16 protein-coding genes are annotated in these 15,399 nt (G+C 63.4%); 7 read left to right on the top strand and 9 right to left on the bottom strand.

What is annotated here, in order from left to right; genetic code table 11:
• Positions 1 to 97: 97 nt before the first annotated feature.
• Positions 98 to 1,171: a diguanylate cyclase domain-containing protein gene (locus NKJ77_RS06030; RefSeq protein WP_352534570.1), complete on the top strand. Its 1,074-nt coding sequence runs from the start codon at positions 98 to 100 to the stop codon at positions 1,169 to 1,171.
• Between the two features lie 71 nt (positions 1,172 to 1,242).
• Here the strand turns inward: NKJ77_RS06030 and NKJ77_RS06035 are convergent, their stop codons facing one another.
• On the bottom strand, positions 1,243 to 2,235 hold the full coding sequence (locus NKJ77_RS06035; protein ID WP_352534572.1) for an adenosine kinase: 993 nt from the start codon (positions 2,233 to 2,235) through the stop codon (positions 1,243 to 1,245).
• Positions 2,236 to 2,450: 215 nt separating this feature from the next.
• Between NKJ77_RS06035 and NKJ77_RS06040 the strand changes: the two genes are divergently transcribed.
• Positions 2,451 to 3,353 carry a DMT family transporter gene (locus NKJ77_RS06040; RefSeq protein WP_023831180.1) on the top strand — a complete coding sequence of 301 codons (903 nt, stop codon included), beginning with the start codon at positions 2,451 to 2,453 and terminating at the stop codon, positions 3,351 to 3,353.
• 197 nt (positions 3,354 to 3,550) lie between these two features.
• Positions 3,551 to 4,252: a sulfate transporter family protein gene (locus tag NKJ77_RS06045; protein ID WP_023831179.1), complete on the top strand. Its 702-nt coding sequence runs from the start codon at positions 3,551 to 3,553 to the stop codon at positions 4,250 to 4,252.
• A gap of 5 nt (positions 4,253 to 4,257) precedes the next feature.
• On the opposite strand, the gene NKJ77_RS06050 is transcribed toward NKJ77_RS06045, so the two are convergent.
• The 6 genes from NKJ77_RS06050 to NKJ77_RS06075 all read right to left on the bottom strand — a co-directional run bounded on the left by NKJ77_RS06050 (position 4,258) and on the right by NKJ77_RS06075 (position 8,845).
• On the bottom strand, positions 4,258 to 5,256 hold the full coding sequence (locus NKJ77_RS06050) for a proline racemase family protein (RefSeq protein ID WP_023692651.1): 999 nt from the start codon (positions 5,254 to 5,256) through the stop codon (positions 4,258 to 4,260).
• A gap of 12 nt (positions 5,257 to 5,268) precedes the next feature.
• Positions 5,269 to 6,072 (bottom strand): isocitrate lyase/PEP mutase family protein, encoded by an 804-nt coding sequence (locus tag NKJ77_RS06055; RefSeq protein WP_023831178.1) that lies wholly within the window; start codon positions 6,070 to 6,072, stop codon positions 5,269 to 5,271.
• A 76-nt stretch (positions 6,073 to 6,148) separates the two neighbouring features.
• On the bottom strand, positions 6,149 to 6,967 hold the full coding sequence (locus NKJ77_RS06060; RefSeq protein ID WP_245266108.1) for a hypothetical protein: 819 nt from the start codon (positions 6,965 to 6,967) through the stop codon (positions 6,149 to 6,151).
• 176 nt (positions 6,968 to 7,143) lie between these two features.
• Positions 7,144 to 7,803 carry an HAD family hydrolase gene (locus tag NKJ77_RS06065; protein ID WP_023831176.1) on the bottom strand — a complete coding sequence of 220 codons (660 nt, stop codon included), beginning with the start codon at positions 7,801 to 7,803 and terminating at the stop codon, positions 7,144 to 7,146.
• A complete protein-coding gene (gene dut / locus NKJ77_RS06070; RefSeq protein WP_023690041.1) occupies positions 7,804 to 8,289 on the bottom strand; it encodes a dUTP diphosphatase in 486 nt (161 codons plus the stop codon).
• 85 nt (positions 8,290 to 8,374) lie between these two features.
• A complete protein-coding gene (locus NKJ77_RS06075; protein WP_023690042.1) occupies positions 8,375 to 8,845 on the bottom strand; it encodes an Lrp/AsnC family transcriptional regulator in 471 nt (156 codons plus the stop codon).
• 114 nt (positions 8,846 to 8,959) lie between these two features.
• Here NKJ77_RS06075 and NKJ77_RS06080 point away from each other — a divergent pair, with 114 nt between their 5' ends.
• From NKJ77_RS06080 to NKJ77_RS06090, 3 genes are all read left to right on the top strand, one after another.
• On the top strand, positions 8,960 to 9,214 hold the full coding sequence (locus NKJ77_RS06080; protein ID WP_023685117.1) for a DUF6356 family protein: 255 nt from the start codon (positions 8,960 to 8,962) through the stop codon (positions 9,212 to 9,214).
• Between the two features lie 15 nt (positions 9,215 to 9,229).
• Positions 9,230 to 10,024: a class II glutamine amidotransferase gene (locus tag NKJ77_RS06085; protein ID WP_352534575.1), complete on the top strand. Its 795-nt coding sequence runs from the start codon at positions 9,230 to 9,232 to the stop codon at positions 10,022 to 10,024.
• A 300-nt stretch (positions 10,025 to 10,324) separates the two neighbouring features.
• Positions 10,325 to 11,698: an amidase gene (locus tag NKJ77_RS06090; RefSeq protein ID WP_023736179.1), complete on the top strand. Its 1,374-nt coding sequence runs from the start codon at positions 10,325 to 10,327 to the stop codon at positions 11,696 to 11,698.
• On the opposite strand, the gene NKJ77_RS06095 is transcribed toward NKJ77_RS06090, so the two are convergent.
• Positions 11,692 to 12,765 (bottom strand): NAD(P)/FAD-dependent oxidoreductase, encoded by a 1,074-nt coding sequence (locus NKJ77_RS06095; protein ID WP_023831175.1) that lies wholly within the window; start codon positions 12,763 to 12,765, stop codon positions 11,692 to 11,694. The genes NKJ77_RS06090 and NKJ77_RS06095 overlap by 7 nt on opposite strands.
• Before the next feature lie 140 nt (positions 12,766 to 12,905).
• Between NKJ77_RS06095 and NKJ77_RS06100 the strand changes: the two genes are divergently transcribed.
• Complete coding sequence (locus tag NKJ77_RS06100) at positions 12,906 to 14,498, top strand: peptide chain release factor 3 (RefSeq protein WP_023831174.1); 1,593 nt, start codon at positions 12,906 to 12,908, stop codon at positions 14,496 to 14,498.
• A gap of 178 nt (positions 14,499 to 14,676) precedes the next feature.
• Here NKJ77_RS06100 and NKJ77_RS06105 read toward each other — a convergent pair whose 3' ends face one another.
• Positions 14,677 to 15,147 (bottom strand): VOC family protein, encoded by a 471-nt coding sequence (locus NKJ77_RS06105; RefSeq protein WP_023823794.1) that lies wholly within the window; start codon positions 15,145 to 15,147, stop codon positions 14,677 to 14,679.
• Between the last annotated feature and the right edge of the window lie 252 nt (positions 15,148 to 15,399).

Genomic DNA, 15,399 nt, shown 5'->3' on the forward strand with positions numbered 1-15,399 from the left:
AGATTGATAATATTCGGCTGCTATAGGGAACGTTCTCGCCCCCTATGGCCTTATGGCATTGGCGGCGCGCTCAGACCGCCAAAACGGGGGTGCGGCCATGAAGCATGACACGGCATCTGTGGTCGGCCAGGGGGTCTATCACGACGAGCGCCTGGATGCGCTGCTGAGCATCACCGGCCGCATGGACGGTTATCTCTACCGTTGCCGCAACGATGCGTCCTACACCATGCTCTACATCAGCGACGGCATTTTAACCGTCAGCGGTTATCGGCCGAGCGACTTCATTCAAAATGCCGTGCGCGACTATGTCTCGGCGATCCACCCGGATGATCTCGCTGCGGTCTATGCCGCCGTCGATACCGCGCTCGAGGCGCGCTGCAACTGGAACGTTGACTACCGCATCGTGCCGCAGGTCGGCGAGCCGCTCTGGGTCCGCGAGATCGGCGGCGGCGTCTGGGACGAGGCCGGCGAACTGGAATTCCTGGAAGGTTTCGTCGTCGACATCAGCGACCGCAAGGTCGTCGAGGATCTCAACGCCGAGCTGCTGCTCGAACTCAAGGCCGCCAATGAGGAACTCTCCGTACAAAAGCGCGAGATCGAGCTGGCCAAGCAGCACAGCGACCACTCGGCCAACCACGATGCATTGACCGGCCTGCCCAACCGGCGCGCCTTTCACAACGAGCTGAGGTCGGTGATCGACCGCTGCGACAGCACCGGCCAGGCAGCCGGCCTGCTGTTCATCGACCTCGATAGGTTCAAGAAGGTCAACGACACGCTCGGCCACGAGGCCGGCGACGCGCTGCTGCAGGAGGTGGCGGGTCAGCTTCGCACCGTCCTGCGCAGCGCTGATTTCGTGGCGCGGCTCGGTGGAGACGAGTTCGCATTCCTGTTTTCAGGAGAGGCTAGCCGGGCCCGACAGAAGGCCGTGGGCGTCGCCGAACGTATCCTGGAAAAGCTGCGGATCAAGGTGCCGACGCCGAATGGTGCCATCCATGTTGGTTGCACCGTTGGCGTCGCCATCTACCCGGCGGAAGCGTCCGATTCGGAGGCGCTGATAACGCTCGCCGACCAACTGATGTACATCGGCAAAAAGAGCGGCCGCAACCGGCTGGTCACCGCCGGGGCTTTGGAACCCGGGCCTACGTCCGACGACCTTCGCCGCACCGCCTGAGCGGAGCGCCCGACAGCCTGAACCGGCGGGCACCCCTCATCTGGCTGGGCGCTGCAGGCCGAAAGACGGTCCTACAGCAACCCCGCCAGTTGGGCAGCGCTGCGCAGATTCTGCCGTGGCCGCGGTCCGAGCTGCTGGATCACCAGCCCGGCTGCGAGTGAGCCGAGATCGCCGCAATCCTGCAGGCTGCGCCCCGAGGTGTAGCCGTAGAGGAAACCGGCGGCGTAGAGGTCGCCGGCGCCGGTGGTGTCGACCAGTTCGCGGATCGTCGTCGCCTGGATGGTGACGGTCTCCTCGCCACGCACGATCACCGAGCCTTTTTCGGAGCGGGTGACAGCGGCAATCTTGCAGTCCTTGCGGATAGCCGCCAGCGCCTCGTCGAAGGATTTTGTCTGGTAGAGCGACTTGATCTCGTGGCTGTTGGCAAAGACGATGTCGACAGTGCCCGAGCGCATCAGCTCGAGGAATTCGTCCCGGTAGCGGTCGACGCAGAACGAATCCGACAACGTCATCGACACTTCGCGTCCGGCCTCGTGTGCGAGCTTCGCCGTCTGCCGGATCGCCTCCTTGGCGCGCGGCGGATCCCACAGATAGCCCTCGAAATAGGTAACCTTGGCGCCGGATGCCTTGTCGGCCTCGACGTCTTCCGGGCCGAGCTCGATGCAGGCGCCGAGATAGGTGTTCATCGAGCGCTCGCCGTCGGGGGTGACGAAGATCATCGAGCGCGCCGTCGGCGGCTGTCCCTCGAGCGGCCTGGTGTCGAAGGCGACGCCCTGGGCATGAATGTCGTGGGCATAGATTTCGCCGAGCGGGTCGTTCGACACCTTGCCGAAGAAGGCGGCGCGGCCGCCGAAGCTGGCAATGCCCGCCGCCGTGTTGCCGGCGCTGCCGCCGGAGGCCTCGATCGCGGGGCCCATGCGGCTGTAGAGCAGCTCGGCGCGCTTGGTGTCGATGAGGTTCATCGCACCCTTGATGATGCCGTTGGTCTCGAGAAAAGCGTCGTCGCACTGGGCGATGATGTCGACAATGGCATTGCCGATGCAAAGCACGTCATAATCGGGCATCAATGTCTCCGCCTGGAACCTGCCGGCTTTCTGCCGCGCCCGGGCGGGTCTACAGCATCACCCCGAAAAATGGCAACCGATTTCCATCCTTTGCCGGCCCAAGCCGGCGCGCGCGCCTGGGACGAGGCTCCATCACAGTTCGACCGTGGCCGAAGCATCTGACCGCCGGGTCGCCTACAAGCTTGGCCTCAAATCAAGCGCTGGAAGCACCCTGCATGCAAGCAAAGACCGACATGACCACCGAACTGGCGCTGCTTGGCGTGCTGGCCGCCCTGTGGGGCGCGTCCTATACCTTCATCAAGATCGGTGTCGAGACGATCCCGCCGATAACCTTCATCGCTGCTCGCACCCTGATCGCCGGCGCCATCCTGCTCGCGCTGATCCGCTGGCGCGGCCTTTCCATGCCCAAGGACGGCGCGACCTGGTGGCGGTTCATGGTCCAGGCCTGTCTCAACAGCGTCGTGCCATTCACGCTGATCGCCGCCGCCGAGCGCTCCATCGACGCCGGCCTCGCCACCATTCTCAACGCGACCTCGCCGATCTTCACCTTCCTGCTGACCGCGCTCATCACCCGCCACGAATCCGTGACCGCACGCAAGCTGTTCGGTGTCGGTGCCGGCATTGCCGGCATTTGCCTGATCGTCGGCACCCAGGCGCTTGGCGGGCTCGGCCATCAATTGTGGGCGCAACTTGCCGTCGTTGCCGCCACGGTCTGCTATGCCGGCGCCGCCATCTTTGGCCGCGGCTTTAGGGGACTCGACCCGATGCTGCCGGCCGCCGGCTCGATGCTGTGCGGCGCGGTCATCCTCGTCCCCTTGAGCCTGGCCTTCGACCGCCCGTGGACGCTGTCGCCTTCAATGGCGTCGATACTGGCCTTGTTCGCATTGTCGGTGTTCTCCACGGCGCTGGCCTTCTGCATCTTTTTCCGCCTCATCCACACGCTGGGTTCGGTCGGCACGACGTCGCAGGCCTATCTGCGCGTGCCGATCGGCGTCGGCATCGGCGTCGTGTTTCTCGGCGAAAGCATCGGGCCGACGGCGCTCTGGGGCATGGGCTGCGTCGTCGCCGGCGTTGCGGCAATGACCATCCCAGCCCGCTCCCGGGCGCTGGCGCGCTAGATCATGATGAGATTTGGTTGAAATCTCATCATGATCTAACCCTTTGTTGGAGTATGATCTTTTCCAAAAACCGGTACCCACTTTTTGGGATCATGCTCTAGTTCCCGTCCGGAATTGCGCCCGCTCCGGCAGGCTTGCGGCTGACAGGGTCTCAGCCTATGTCGGAGATATCCGTTCGTTCCTGGGGGTGAAACGCCGTGATCTTCAACGCTGCCCGCGCCGCCTTCAGCCGGCTGTTTTCTCCCGAATTCCGCGCGGTTTTCCTGAAGACGCTGGGCTTGACCGTGCTGGCGCTGGTCGCGTTGTGGTTCGTCTTGACCGGGCTTGTCGATTGGCTGGCGCTGCCATGGGTTCACTCCTTGCTGCCCGGCCTGCCGTCATGGGCCGGATGGCTGAGCGGCATCATCGCTGCCATCGCGCTTGCCTTCGGGATGGCGCTGCTGATCGCGCCGGTGACGGCAATCGTGGCCGGCCTGTTTCTCGACGACATCGCCGAAGTGGTCGAGCGCACCGACTATCCGGCCGATCCCGTCGGACGCGCCATGCCGGCGCTGCGCTCGCTCGTGTTGTCGGTGAAATTCTTCGGCGTCGTCATCCTGGGCAACATCGTCGCCTTGCTCCTTCTGTTGGTTCCAGGCGTCAACATCGCCGCCTTCTTCATCGTCAACGGCTATCTGCTCGGACGTGAATTCTTCGAATTCGCCGCCATGCGCTTCCGCCCGAAAGATGAGGCGAGGGCGTTGCGCCGGAAATATGCCGGCACCGTCTTTCTGGCCGGGCTGCTCATCGCTGCCTTCCTCGCCGTGCCCCTGCTCAACCTGCTGACGCCGCTCTTTGCCGCCGCCATGATGGTGCATCTGCACAAGGCGGTCGGCGCGCGGGAGAGCGCCGGGCGATAGGCCTATCAACGCAGAAGAAAACCGCGTCCCAATTCGTCATCCGGCTCGACGGTGAATTCCGCCCGGCCCGAATAGTAGGCGCGGCCGCCGACGCGGGCGATGATCGCATCATGCGGGCCGGCCATGGTCGTGCGCGCCACCGCTCCGGAAAAGCGCGAGCCGGCGATGCTTTCGAAGGACCGCTCCTGACCAGGGTTGATCTCACCCTTGGCATGCATTGCCGCCAGCCGCGCGGTGACGCCGGAGCCGGTCGGCGAGCGGTCGACCTCGGCATCGGCAAAGACGCAGATGTTTTTTGTTGCCTCGCCGGAGAACGCATCGTGTCCATCGGTGAGGATGGTGCCGTAGAGGAAAGCGAGATCGGCATGGTCGGGATGCGATAGAGGGAACGCCGCCTTCAGCCGCTCGGTCAGCGCGGTTGCCGCGTCGACGAAATCGCGCACCCGGCTGCGGCCGAACTCCAGGCCGAATTGATGGCAGTCGGCCAGCGCGTAGAAGGCGCCGCCATAGGCGATGTCGAACGCAATCTTGCCGTATCCCCCCAATTCGATTTGTTGGTCATGGGCAAACAGAAAGGCCGGCACGCTTTCGAACGACACCGATCCCGCTTTGCCGTCCCTGACCTCGACCGAGGCGACGACCATGCCGCACGGCGCCTCGATGTTGACGGTGGTGATTGGCTCCTGCTTGACCACCAGCCCTTCGTCGACGGCGTAGCGGCCAAGCGCAATGATGGCGTGGCCGCACATCGTCGAATAGCCCTCATTGTGCATGAACAGCACGGCCAGCTCGGCGCCGGGCAGGTCGGGCTCCACCAGCAGCGCGCCATACATGTCGTAGTGGCCGCGCGGCTCGAAGATCAGCAGCTTGCGCAAATGGTCGAGGTGGTCGCGCACATAGGCGCGCTTTTCCAGGATCGTGCCTTTGGGAATGTCTGGATAGCCGTCGGTGACGATCCTGAGCGGCTCGCCGCCGGTATGCATGTCGACGACGGTGAGCGTCATGCGCCGGGAACCCTAGCCTGAGGATTTGGAAAACAGCGCCTGCAATTTGCCGAACGGCATGGCGGCCCGGGTGAAGCCGAACGTGCCGTCCTGCTGGATCTCCCGCGCCGCGGTTTCCAGCATGCCGAAGGCGAAATTGGTCAGCCACGGTCCAAGCGAGATGCGCTTGACCCCGGCCATGGCGAGGTCGGCGATGGTGAAGGCCGGGAGTGCCATGACATTGACCGGCCTGCTCACTGCCGAGCAGACGTTCCGGATGGTCTCGACATCTTTGAGGCCCGGCGCATAGAGCACGTCGGCGCCGGCCTTTTCGAAGGCCTGCAGCCGCTTGATCGTGTCGTCGAGATCCGGTTTGCCCCAAAGGAAATTCTCGGCCCGCGCGGTGAAGACGAAATCGTGCTTGAGCGCGCGCGCGGCTTCAGCAGCAGCTGCAACGCGCTCGGCGGCGTGTGAAAACTCATAGATGGGCTTGTCGGGATCGCCGGTATGGTCCTCGATCGAGCAGCCGGCGAGACCTGCCGCTTCGGCCGCAAAAACCGTCTCGGCGGCACTCGTCGCGCTGTCGCCCTTGCCTTTCTCGAGATCGGCCGACACCGGCAGGCTGGTTGCCGCCGTCAGCTCGCGGCAATGGTGGATCATCGCCTCGAAGGTCACTGCGCCATCGGGCAGGCCGCGCGAGAAGGCAAAACCGGCGCTGGTCGTCGCCAGCGCCTTGAAGCCGAAGGAGGCCAGGAGCTTGGTCGTGCCGACATCCCAGGGGTTGGGCATGACGAAGGTCGAGGCGTGCAGGTCGCGAAAGATCTTGCCCTTGTCCATGAGTGCTCCCTTCAGATGCGGAATATCGGCAGATTCTATCGTGCAGAAATGCACCGGGCAAACGAATGCGGTTGGCTCAGAAGCGTTTGGCGTTCTCTCCTGCCAATCTGTCCAGCGCGTCGGAATCCTTGACGTAGTGCAACGTCTTCTTGTCCCAATGATAGGCAACGGAAATTGCGTGGGCTTCAGGCTTGGGCGGCTGGCCGTCGCAGCTCTCGCCGTTGAGCACCGTGGCGTCGGTCACCGTCACTTTGACTGTGGCATAAGGCTGCCCGTCAGCGATCGTCTGGAAAGCAACGTCCTGCTTGCGGCTGTAGGCGCACAGGTTCTCATCGAAGGTGAAGATCATGTCGATCAATTGGAATTTGTCGTCGCGCACCATGATCAGCGGCGTGATCGCGTAGTTTTGGCTTGAATTGAAATGCGCGCTCATGGTGATCACGATGTCGTCGTTCGGCCCAACGGAAAGCTTGCCCGGTTCACGGAAATAGGTGCCGCGGTCGAGCGCGACATTGACGGCGTCGAGCAGCTTCGGCTTGTCTGTGATGTCGTAGAGCGCCAGCACGGCATAGCCTTCGGCGCTGTCGGGAGAGTCGCCGAGGTCGTAGAGCATCGCCAGCCGGTCCTTGCCCCCGGCCTTGATGGCGAGCACGCCGGCGTTGGAGAGGCCCGATGTCTCAGGCGGCGAACCGCCGCCATCCGGTCCCTCGATGTGGCGCATCTCGATCGGCAATCCACCCCGGTAGAAACCGTTGCTGTCACCTGCGAGGCCGGGAATGACCATCCTTGCGAGGTCCAGATAGGTCACATCCATGTGGCCGGGGATGGCGCTGCCGAATTCCGGGAAGCTGACGGCTTGCGCGCCGGCTGCGGTCCAAAGCCACGGCAGCAGCACAAGCGCTAGAGCAATTTCAAGAAAAGTGTGTGCGGTTTTCCGGCCGGAAATTGCAACAAAACAAAAAGATAGAGCGGTTCGCCGTTTCCATGAAACGGTGAAACGCTTTAGGATGGAGCGAAGCAGGTTCGTTGGCATGGGCGCCTCAGGCTGGCCGCGCGGAACCTAACACAGCTTCAGTGGATCGGCACCAGCCCGGCAAGTTCGCGCATGTCGTCGAAAAGGACGCCGCCGGCGCTGGCCAGGCCATCGCGGTCGGAATAGGGATCGCCATGATAGGAATAGACACGCATGCCGGCGGCAATGCCGGCCTGCGTGCCGGCAACGCTGTCCTCGATGACGATGCAGTCGGCCGGCGCAAAACCCATGGTCTTTGCCGCATGCAGGAACAGGTCCGGGAACGGCTTGCCGCGGCTGACCATGGTCGAAGAGAACATGGCATGCTCGAACAGCGGCAGCAGCCCGGTCTGGCCGAGCGTGATGTGCATCTTCGAGATACGCGCAGAAGTGGCGACGCAATAGGGAATGCCGGCCGCGCGAACCGCCTCGATGAAGTCGCGCACATAGGGGATCGCCTCGACGCCATGCGCAAACAGATCGGGCAGGCCGGCATTCCAGCGATCGACGAAATCGGCGCCGAGCCGCACCGTGGTCGTCTCTTCGATTTCCTTCTGCACCGAAGCCATGCTGCGGCCGGAAAAATATTTGCGGCAATATTCGAATGTGGTGGGATAACCGGCGGCAACAAACCACTCGGCAAGCCGCCGGTTGGCAAGGTTCTCGGTGTCGACCAGGATTCCGTCGCAGTCGAAGATGACCAGTTTCGGTATGCTCATTCAGGCGGTGCCGGTCGATCCGAACCCGCCCGCGCCGCGCGTCGTGGCGCCGGCCAGCGAGCGCTCCTCAACCGTCACCTGCGTCACCGCGGCAAAGACGATCTGGGCAATGCGCATGCCGCGCGTCACCGCGAAATCCTCGTCGCCGAGGTTGACCAGCAGCACCTTAACCTCGCCGCGATAGTCGCTGTCGACCGTGCCTGGTGAATTGAGGACGGTCAGCCCATGCTTGAAGGCAAGGCCGGAGCGCGGCCGCACCTGGCCTTCCATTCCTTCGGGAATTTCCAGGATCAGACCGGTCGGCACCAAGGCGCGCTTGCCAGGCAGGATCAGCAGCGGCCGGTCTTCCGGCACCGCGGCGCGCAGATCCATGCCGGCGGCGCCGGTGCTTTCGTAAGCGGGAAGGGGAAGTCCATCGCCATGCGGCAACCTGACGAAGCCGACGGTTGGACCGATGACGGAGGAATTGTGGAGGGCTGCGCGCATAAAATCGATCCTATCGGCGCGAACGGCGATTCGGTCAACTCGTCCGCAGGCCTATCAACGGCTTTCTTTCGGGCGTCAGTGTGACCTAGCGCAATTCCACCGGAACGACCGTCGTCTCCTTGATCTCCTCCATGACGAAGGAGGCCGAAACGTCCGACAGCGCCACCTTGGCGATCAGCCGCTGATAGAGCCGGTCATAGGCCTTCATGTCAGCGACGCGGGCGCGCAGCACGTAGTCGAGATCGCCGGACATGCGATAGACTCCGGTGATCTCGGGAAAACCAGTCACCGCCGCACGGAACTTCTGCAGCCAGTCCGGGTCATGATTGGACGTGCGGATCAGGATGAACACCGAAAGCCCGAGCCCGAGCTTGTCGGCATCGACCAGCGCCACCCGCCCGGTGATGACGCCGTCCTCTTCCAGCCGCTTGACCCGGCGCCAGCAGGCGTTGCGCGACAGCGACACTTTTTCGGAGAGCTGATCGACCGACAGTGTGCCGTCGCGTTGCAGCTCGGCCAGCAATCTTCGGTCGATTTCATCAAATTCAAGCGCCATGTTGGGATGAATGTCCCGAACCACGGCGTTAGACAAGGACAAATTGAGACCGATGAACCTTTACCCCGTGGCAGGATACCCACATCGGGGCTTATCCCGGCAGGAGGGATCACCATGACGACGCTGTTTTCGAAGCTGTTCACCTCTCACCCGGCCAAGGTGGGCGAGACCTATTTCAGCCATATGGCCTTTGCCGCCTGGTTCTGCTCGCGCCTCCTGATGGCCGCTGGTGCGGCACTCGTTCACGCTTTCTTGCCGTTTCTCTTCGAAACTACGGCAAGCCGAATCGTTCGCGAACTCTATGAACGGACGCACAACAGAGGCTCGCACGCGGTCAAGGAGCCCCAGGCTCTCTTGGATCGCGCCTAGGATTGGTTAGAAGCGATGTGCCGATGGGCGGCCTATCTGGGTGAAGCGGTCTTCCTCGAAGACGTCGTCACCGCGCCTTGCCACTCGCTGATTGCCCAGAGCCATTGCGCCCAGGAAGCCAAGTCGCCGACCAATGGAGACGGTTTCGGCCTTGCCTGGTATGGCGACCGGCCCGAGCCCGGCCTCTACCGCGACATCCTGCCGGCCTGGTCGGATCCCAAACTGAAAAGCCTGTGCCGGCAGATCAAATCCGGCCTGTTCCTCGCCCATGTCAGGGCGTCGACCGGCGGCGCCACCAGCCGCATGAACTGCCATCCCTTCATCTCCGGCAGCTGGTCGTTCATGCACAATGGCCAGATCGGCGGCTTCGAAAAGATCCGCCGCGCGCTGGAGAACTCGCTCTGCGACGCCGTCTTCGACCAGCGTGAAGGCACCACCGATTCCGAGCTGCTTTTCCTGCTGATGATCGACGAGGGTCTTGCTGGCGACCCGCAAGGGGCAGTATCGCGCGCCACCGCTCGGGTTCTGGAGGCGTCACGCCACGCCGGTCTCGAACCGGCCTTGAAACTCACTGCGGCCCTTTCGGATGGGCGCGCGCTCTATGCCGTGCGCTACGCAAGCGATGCCCACGCACCGACGCTGTACACGTCGCTCCGCAACGGCGGTCGTTGCATCGTGTCCGAACCCTTCGACCGCGAAGGCGGCGACTGGCAGGCGATCCCGCCGGCGAGTTTTGTCACGATCACTGGCGATGGGATGAGCATTCGGCCGTTCGTGCCGGCTGTGGCAAGGCTGGCACTGGTCGTCTAGGCCCTAGTCTAAGCCGCATTCCTTCGCGCCCCCCTCTGTCCTGCCGGACATCTCCCCCACGAGGGGGGAGATTGGAGGTCACGGCGGCCTTCGCCAATTTTCAACGCAGGAAAAGGGGCGCCGAAGCCAAAGCTGCCAATCTCCCCCAAAGTGAGGGAGATGTCCGGCAGGACAGAGGGGGGCGCCGTAGAGCGCCAACCTCAACCGACCGGCAAGCGCAATTTTGATCAAGCGCCGATGATCTCCGAATGCTGAACTTGGTTTCAAACCGCGATACGTTTGGCAGCAGCCGGAGCAATCATGGACCTCGCCTTTTCCTCGACCATCGATCTCGCCGCCGCAATCGCGGCGCGAAAGATCTCCGCCGTCGAAGCTCTGGACGCCCATCTGGTCCAAATCGACCGACACAACGAGGCCGTCAACGCCATCGTCAATCTCGACCGCGAAGGCGCCCGTGAGCGCGCTGAAAACGCCGACGTGGCATTGGCGCATGGCGATGCGCTCGGCCCGCTGCATGGCGTGCCCTTCACCCTGAAGGATACGCACGAAACGGCCGACATGGAGACCACGGTCGGTTTCCCGCCTTTCGCCAACCATACGGCAAAATCGGACAGCCCGGTCGTCTCCCGATTGAAAGCCGCAGGCGGCATCCTGATTGGAAAGACCAATGTCGCGACCATGCTGGGCGACTGGCAGTCGGACAATCCGCTGTTCGGTCGCACCAGCAATCCGTGGAACCGCTCGCGCACGTCAGGCGGGTCCAGCGGTGGCGCCGCGGCAGCGGTGGCGACCGGCATGACGCCGTTCGATGTGGGAACCGACATGCAGGATTCGATCCGCCTGCCGTCGGCTTTTTGCGGTGTCTACGGGTTGAAACCGACCGAGCACCGCGTGTCGCTGGCCGGCGCCTTCCCCGATCCGAACGGCGCGGCGCGAAGCGTGCGGTTGATGTCCTGCCTCGGCCCGCTGGCGCGCAGCGTGGACGATCTTGCGCTGATCTACAAAATCATCGCCGGCCCGGACGGAGCAGACACCGACCTCGCGCCGGTGCCCGTAGAGGCCATGCCCAGGCTCGACCTCAAGACATTGCGCATCGCCGTCGCGCCGTCCTTCCCCGGCTTTCCGGTGGCTGGTAAAATCGCTGCCGCGGTCGAAAGCCTGGCCAAGCGCTTGCAATCAGCAGGGGTGATTGTGGAAGAAGCGAACTTGCCTGAGATCGATCTGCATGACGATCTGGAGCAGGGCGGCGATCTGATCGGCATGATGCTGGAGGCAGCGCAGCCCGAACCGCCGGAGCAGCCAACGCCGATCACCAATTGGTTCGAGGCGCTCGCTCGCCGCGACCGCTCGATCCTGGCCTGGGACAGGTTCTTCGAAACCTGCGATGCCTTGCTGTGCCCGGTCGCCATGACCACGGCCTTCGCGCATTGTGAGCCCGGCACGCCGATCGAAGTCGACGGCAAGGAGCAAAGCTATTGGATGCTACCGGCCTATGGCGCGGTCTTCAATTATTCCGGCCATCCGGCACTCTCGCTGCCCTGCGGGCAAGACCGCGACGGCCTGCCTATCGGCCTGCAACTGGTCGGCAAGCGCTGGTCGGAATCGCGGCTGCTCGGCATCGCCAAGGCGATCGAAGCGCTGACCGGCGGCTTCAAGCGTCCGCCGGGCTACTGAGCAAACCGACCCAACCCATAAGGCGTCAGCAGCGGATCACGCTCGCCGTCGAGAATTTCGCGCGTGGCGAACAGCCCGACCGCTGGCGCCAGCGTGATGCCGGAATGCATGACGGCGACATAGAGGCCGTCGGCGCCCTCGGCGCGGCCGATGATCGGAAAGCCGTCGATCGGCGTCGGCCGGTAGCCAACCGTGTGGAAATCGAATTCCAGTTCGTCGGCGCCGCGCAAGGCCGCCTTCATTGCTGCAAACAGCTCGCGCGCCGTGGCGTCGGGATTCTCACCGGGATCGCTCCCCGCGAAATCCGAGCCGGCGATGATGCGGCCCTCCGCCGTCTGGCGCATATGCAGCCTCTCGGCATGCACCAGCCCGGTGAGGAGCTTCTTGTAGGGCTGCGAGTGGACGATCAGACCGGGCGGCGTCTCGATCGGCAGCTTGATGCCGACGGTAGCGGCAATATCGGGCGCCCCGACACCGGCTGCGATCACCACCTCTTCGGCAGGCATCAGCCCATGCGATGTATCGACACCGGCAATCCTGCCATCGGTCTGGACAAGTGCGGTTACAGAACTGGAGAGAACGCGCGCACCTTGCCGTTCTGCGTCGGCCAGCAGCGCCTTGGCCGCTGCGACCGGTTCGGCCACGCCTTCTTCCGCGACATAGACAGCGAATTCCGGCGGCTCGACGAGATTGGGCTCGATTTGCGCTGCCCGCCCGGCGTCGACGCGTTCGATGCCGTAACCCCAGGAAGCGTGCTCAGCCGCGTAGGCTTCGAGCCGGTCGGCCGGCAAATCCCAGCACAGCCCGCCGCACCAGGCGAGCGGCAGGCCGGGCAGCTCGTTTGCCAGCCGCTTCCATTCGGCCATCGCACGGATGCGCAGCCGGAAATAGATTTCGGGATTGCCCCAGCTGGCGTTGATCCAGGCAAAGGAGTTTGGCGTGGCGACGCCGCCGGCACCACTATCGGAAATCACAGTCACCCGCGCCCCGGCCTTGGTCAGGTGCCAGGCGATGGACGCCCCGATAATGCCGGCGCCGATGACGATGACTTCTTTAGCGCTGCTCATACCGAACCTCTCAAAATGGGCTCCTCTGATGCCACCGCAGCGGGTTAAGCTCAAGGGCGGTCGAGGCCTGCCGGCCCGAAACGGTCGACAGGCTGGCAATGCGCTGCTAGAAGCCCGCGCCACAGACAGGATTCCAGAAATTGGCTGAAGACATCGAACAGGCGGTATCGCGCCGCCGCACTTTCGCGATCATCGCCCACCCCGACGCCGGCAAGACGACGCTCACCGAAAAGCTGCTGCTGTTCGGCGGCGCCATCCAGCTTGCGGGCGAGGTCAAGGCCAAGAAGGACCGCATCCAGACGCGGTCCGACTGGATGAAGATCGAGCGCGAGCGCGGCATTTCGGTCGTCACCTCGGTGATGACCTTCGAATACGAGGACAATGTCTTCAACCTGCTCGATACGCCCGGCCACGAGGATTTTGCCGACGACACCTACCGCACGCTGTCGGCGGTGGACTCGGCCGTCATGGTCATCGACGCCGCCAAGGGCATCGAGCCGCGCACGCTGAAGCTGTTCGAGGTCTGCCGGCTGCGCGATATCCCCATCATCACCTTCATCAACAAGATGGACCGCGAAAGCCGCGACCCCTTCGAGATTTTGGACGAGATCGAGCAGAAGCTGGCGCTGGACACTGCCCCCATCACCTGGCCGATCGGCCGCGGCAAGACTTTTGCCGGCACCTACCACCTGGCGCTCAACGCTGTGCGCAGGGGCGATGCCGAGAAAGACCGCACGCCGGTCAACGGCCCCGACTCCAACCGCGTCGCCGGCCTGCTGCCGGAAAACGAGCGCGAAGCCTTCATCGAGGAGCTGGAACTCGCGCGCGAGGCCTGCCGACCTCTTGATATTGTCGCGTTCCGTGAGGGCCATCTGACGCCGGTCTATTTCGGCTCGGCGCTGCGCAATTACGGCGTGCTCGACCTGATCGAGGCGCTCGGTGCCTTCGGCCCGCCGCCGCGTGCGCAGGACGCAGACACCCGCAAGGTCGAGGCGACGGAGGAGAAGATGACGTCCTTCGTGTTCAAGATCCAGGCCAACATGGACCCCAACCATCGCGACCGCATCGCCTTCGTGCGCGTCTGTTCGGGCAAGCTCGAGCGCGGCATGAAGGCGAAATTGGTGCGCACCGGCAAGCCGATGAGCCTGTCGGCGCCGCAATTCTTCTTTGCCCGCACCCGCGTCACCGCCGACGAAGCGTTTGCCGGCGATGTCGTCGGCATCCCCAACCACGGCACGCTACGCATTGGCGACACGCTGACCGAAGGCGAGGAGATACTGTTCCGCGGCGTACCTAACTTCGCGCCGGAAATCCTGCGCCGTGTGCGCCTCGGCGACGCGATGAAGGCGAAAAAACTCAAGGAAGCGCTGCACCAGATGGCCGAGGAAGGCGTCGTGCAGCTGTTTTCGCCGGAAGACGGCTCGCCGGCCATCGTCGGCGTTGTCGGCGCGCTGCAGCTCGACGTCTTGAAGGAAAGGTTGAATTTCGAATACACGCTGCCGGTCGAATTCGAGATGTCGCGCTTCTCGGTCTGCCGCTGGATCTCTGCCGACGACAAGGCCGAGACGCTTCGCTTCATTGAGGCGCATCGCGGCGACATCGCCCGTGATCTCGACAACGACCCGGTGTTTCTGGCCCAGAACGCCTTCTCGCTGAACTACGAAGCCGAACGCTGGAGGGCGATCCGCTTCGCCACCATCAAGGACTACCAGGTCCGCGACAACGCGGCGTAAGGCGCCCCTTTTCCTTCTGCCCGTTTACGCGGAGAAGGTGCCCGAAGGGCGGATGAGGGGCAGCGCCGACGTTGAAGGGTCAATTGGCTCCAACGCGCGCCGGCCGTTCGCATGGCTCAGGGCGTTCGAAGCTCGAAAAGCAAAGCAATTGGCTTTTCGTCCGCTACGCGGCCGCTTCTCACCCCTTCGCAGCTTCCTCGATCTTGGCAATATCGATCTTGCTCATCTGCATCATCGCCGACATCACCCGCCCGGCCTTGGCCCGGTCCGGATCCAGAAGCAGGCGCGGCAGTTGCTCCGGCACGACTTGCCAGGAGACGCCGAACTTGTCCTTCAGCCAGCTGCATTGCGACGGTTCGCCGCCGCCTTCGATGAGCTTGTCCCAGAAATAATCGACCTCTTCCTGGGTCTTGCAGTCGATCGACTGTGACATCGCCTCATTGAACTTGAATTGCGGTCCGCCGTTGAGTGCCTGGAACTGCACGCCGTCGAGTTCGAACGTGGTCACCAGCGCCTTGCCGGCATCGGCATGGCCTTCGGGCCAACGCAGCACGCTCAGCACCTTCGAGTTCTTGAAGATGGAAACGTAGAAATTCATCGCCTCTTCGGCCTGGCCATCGAACCACAGGCAGGTGGTGATCTTTTGCATGTCATGCTCCTCGGGTGTTTGGTTGCGGTTACAGGTGAAGCTGCTGACTTATTGAAATGGTGCCATTCCCTTGCCGTCGTCCCAAGGACGGATGCCGGGCTAGCGATCCGACACTGGCCGGCAATCTTTTTCGAAACCCTGATTTCAGCGAGACTCTGGCGCATTGCAAAAATGTGGCCAGACCATACTTGCCGGTCTATAAACCCTGCGATCCAAATCCAGCGCCGCCACGCTCCGCGTTGAGCGCAGCCA

The sequence above is a fragment of the Mesorhizobium sp. M0052 genome (assembly GCF_040323255.1).
Taxonomy (GTDB): domain Bacteria; phylum Pseudomonadota; class Alphaproteobacteria; order Rhizobiales; family Rhizobiaceae; genus Mesorhizobium.

What these genes read in the sequence shown, in the direction of transcription:
- NKJ77_RS06040 (WP_023831180.1), top strand. Translation starts at nt 2,451, where the DNA reads ATGCAAGCAAAGACCGACATGACCACCGAACTGGCGCTGCTTGGCGTG.
- NKJ77_RS06055 (WP_023831178.1), bottom strand. Translation starts at nt 6,072, where the DNA reads ATGGACAAGGGCAAGATCTTTCGCGACCTGCACGCCTCGACCTTCGTC.
- NKJ77_RS06095 (WP_023831175.1), bottom strand. Translation starts at nt 12,765, where the DNA reads ATGAGCAGCGCTAAAGAAGTCATCGTCATCGGCGCCGGCATTATCGGG.
- NKJ77_RS06085 (WP_352534575.1), top strand. Translation starts at nt 9,230, where the DNA reads ATGTGCCGATGGGCGGCCTATCTGGGTGAAGCGGTCTTCCTCGAAGAC.
- NKJ77_RS06090 (WP_023736179.1), top strand. Translation starts at nt 10,325, where the DNA reads ATGGACCTCGCCTTTTCCTCGACCATCGATCTCGCCGCCGCAATCGCG.
- NKJ77_RS06105 (WP_023823794.1), bottom strand. Translation starts at nt 15,147, where the DNA reads ATGCAAAAGATCACCACCTGCCTGTGGTTCGATGGCCAGGCCGAAGAG.
- NKJ77_RS06075 (WP_023690042.1), bottom strand. Translation starts at nt 8,845, where the DNA reads ATGGCGCTTGAATTTGATGAAATCGACCGAAGATTGCTGGCCGAGCTG.
- NKJ77_RS06035 (WP_352534572.1), bottom strand. Translation starts at nt 2,235, where the DNA reads ATGCCCGATTATGACGTGCTTTGCATCGGCAATGCCATTGTCGACATC.
- NKJ77_RS06080 (WP_023685117.1), top strand. Translation starts at nt 8,960, where the DNA reads ATGACGACGCTGTTTTCGAAGCTGTTCACCTCTCACCCGGCCAAGGTG.
- NKJ77_RS06050 (WP_023692651.1), bottom strand. Translation starts at nt 5,256, where the DNA reads ATGACGCTCACCGTCGTCGACATGCATACCGGCGGCGAGCCGCTCAGG.
- NKJ77_RS06065 (WP_023831176.1), bottom strand. Translation starts at nt 7,803, where the DNA reads ATGAGCATACCGAAACTGGTCATCTTCGACTGCGACGGAATCCTGGTC.
- NKJ77_RS06030 (WP_352534570.1), top strand. Translation starts at nt 98, where the DNA reads ATGAAGCATGACACGGCATCTGTGGTCGGCCAGGGGGTCTATCACGAC.
- dut (WP_023690041.1), bottom strand. Translation starts at nt 8,289, where the DNA reads ATGCGCGCAGCCCTCCACAATTCCTCCGTCATCGGTCCAACCGTCGGC.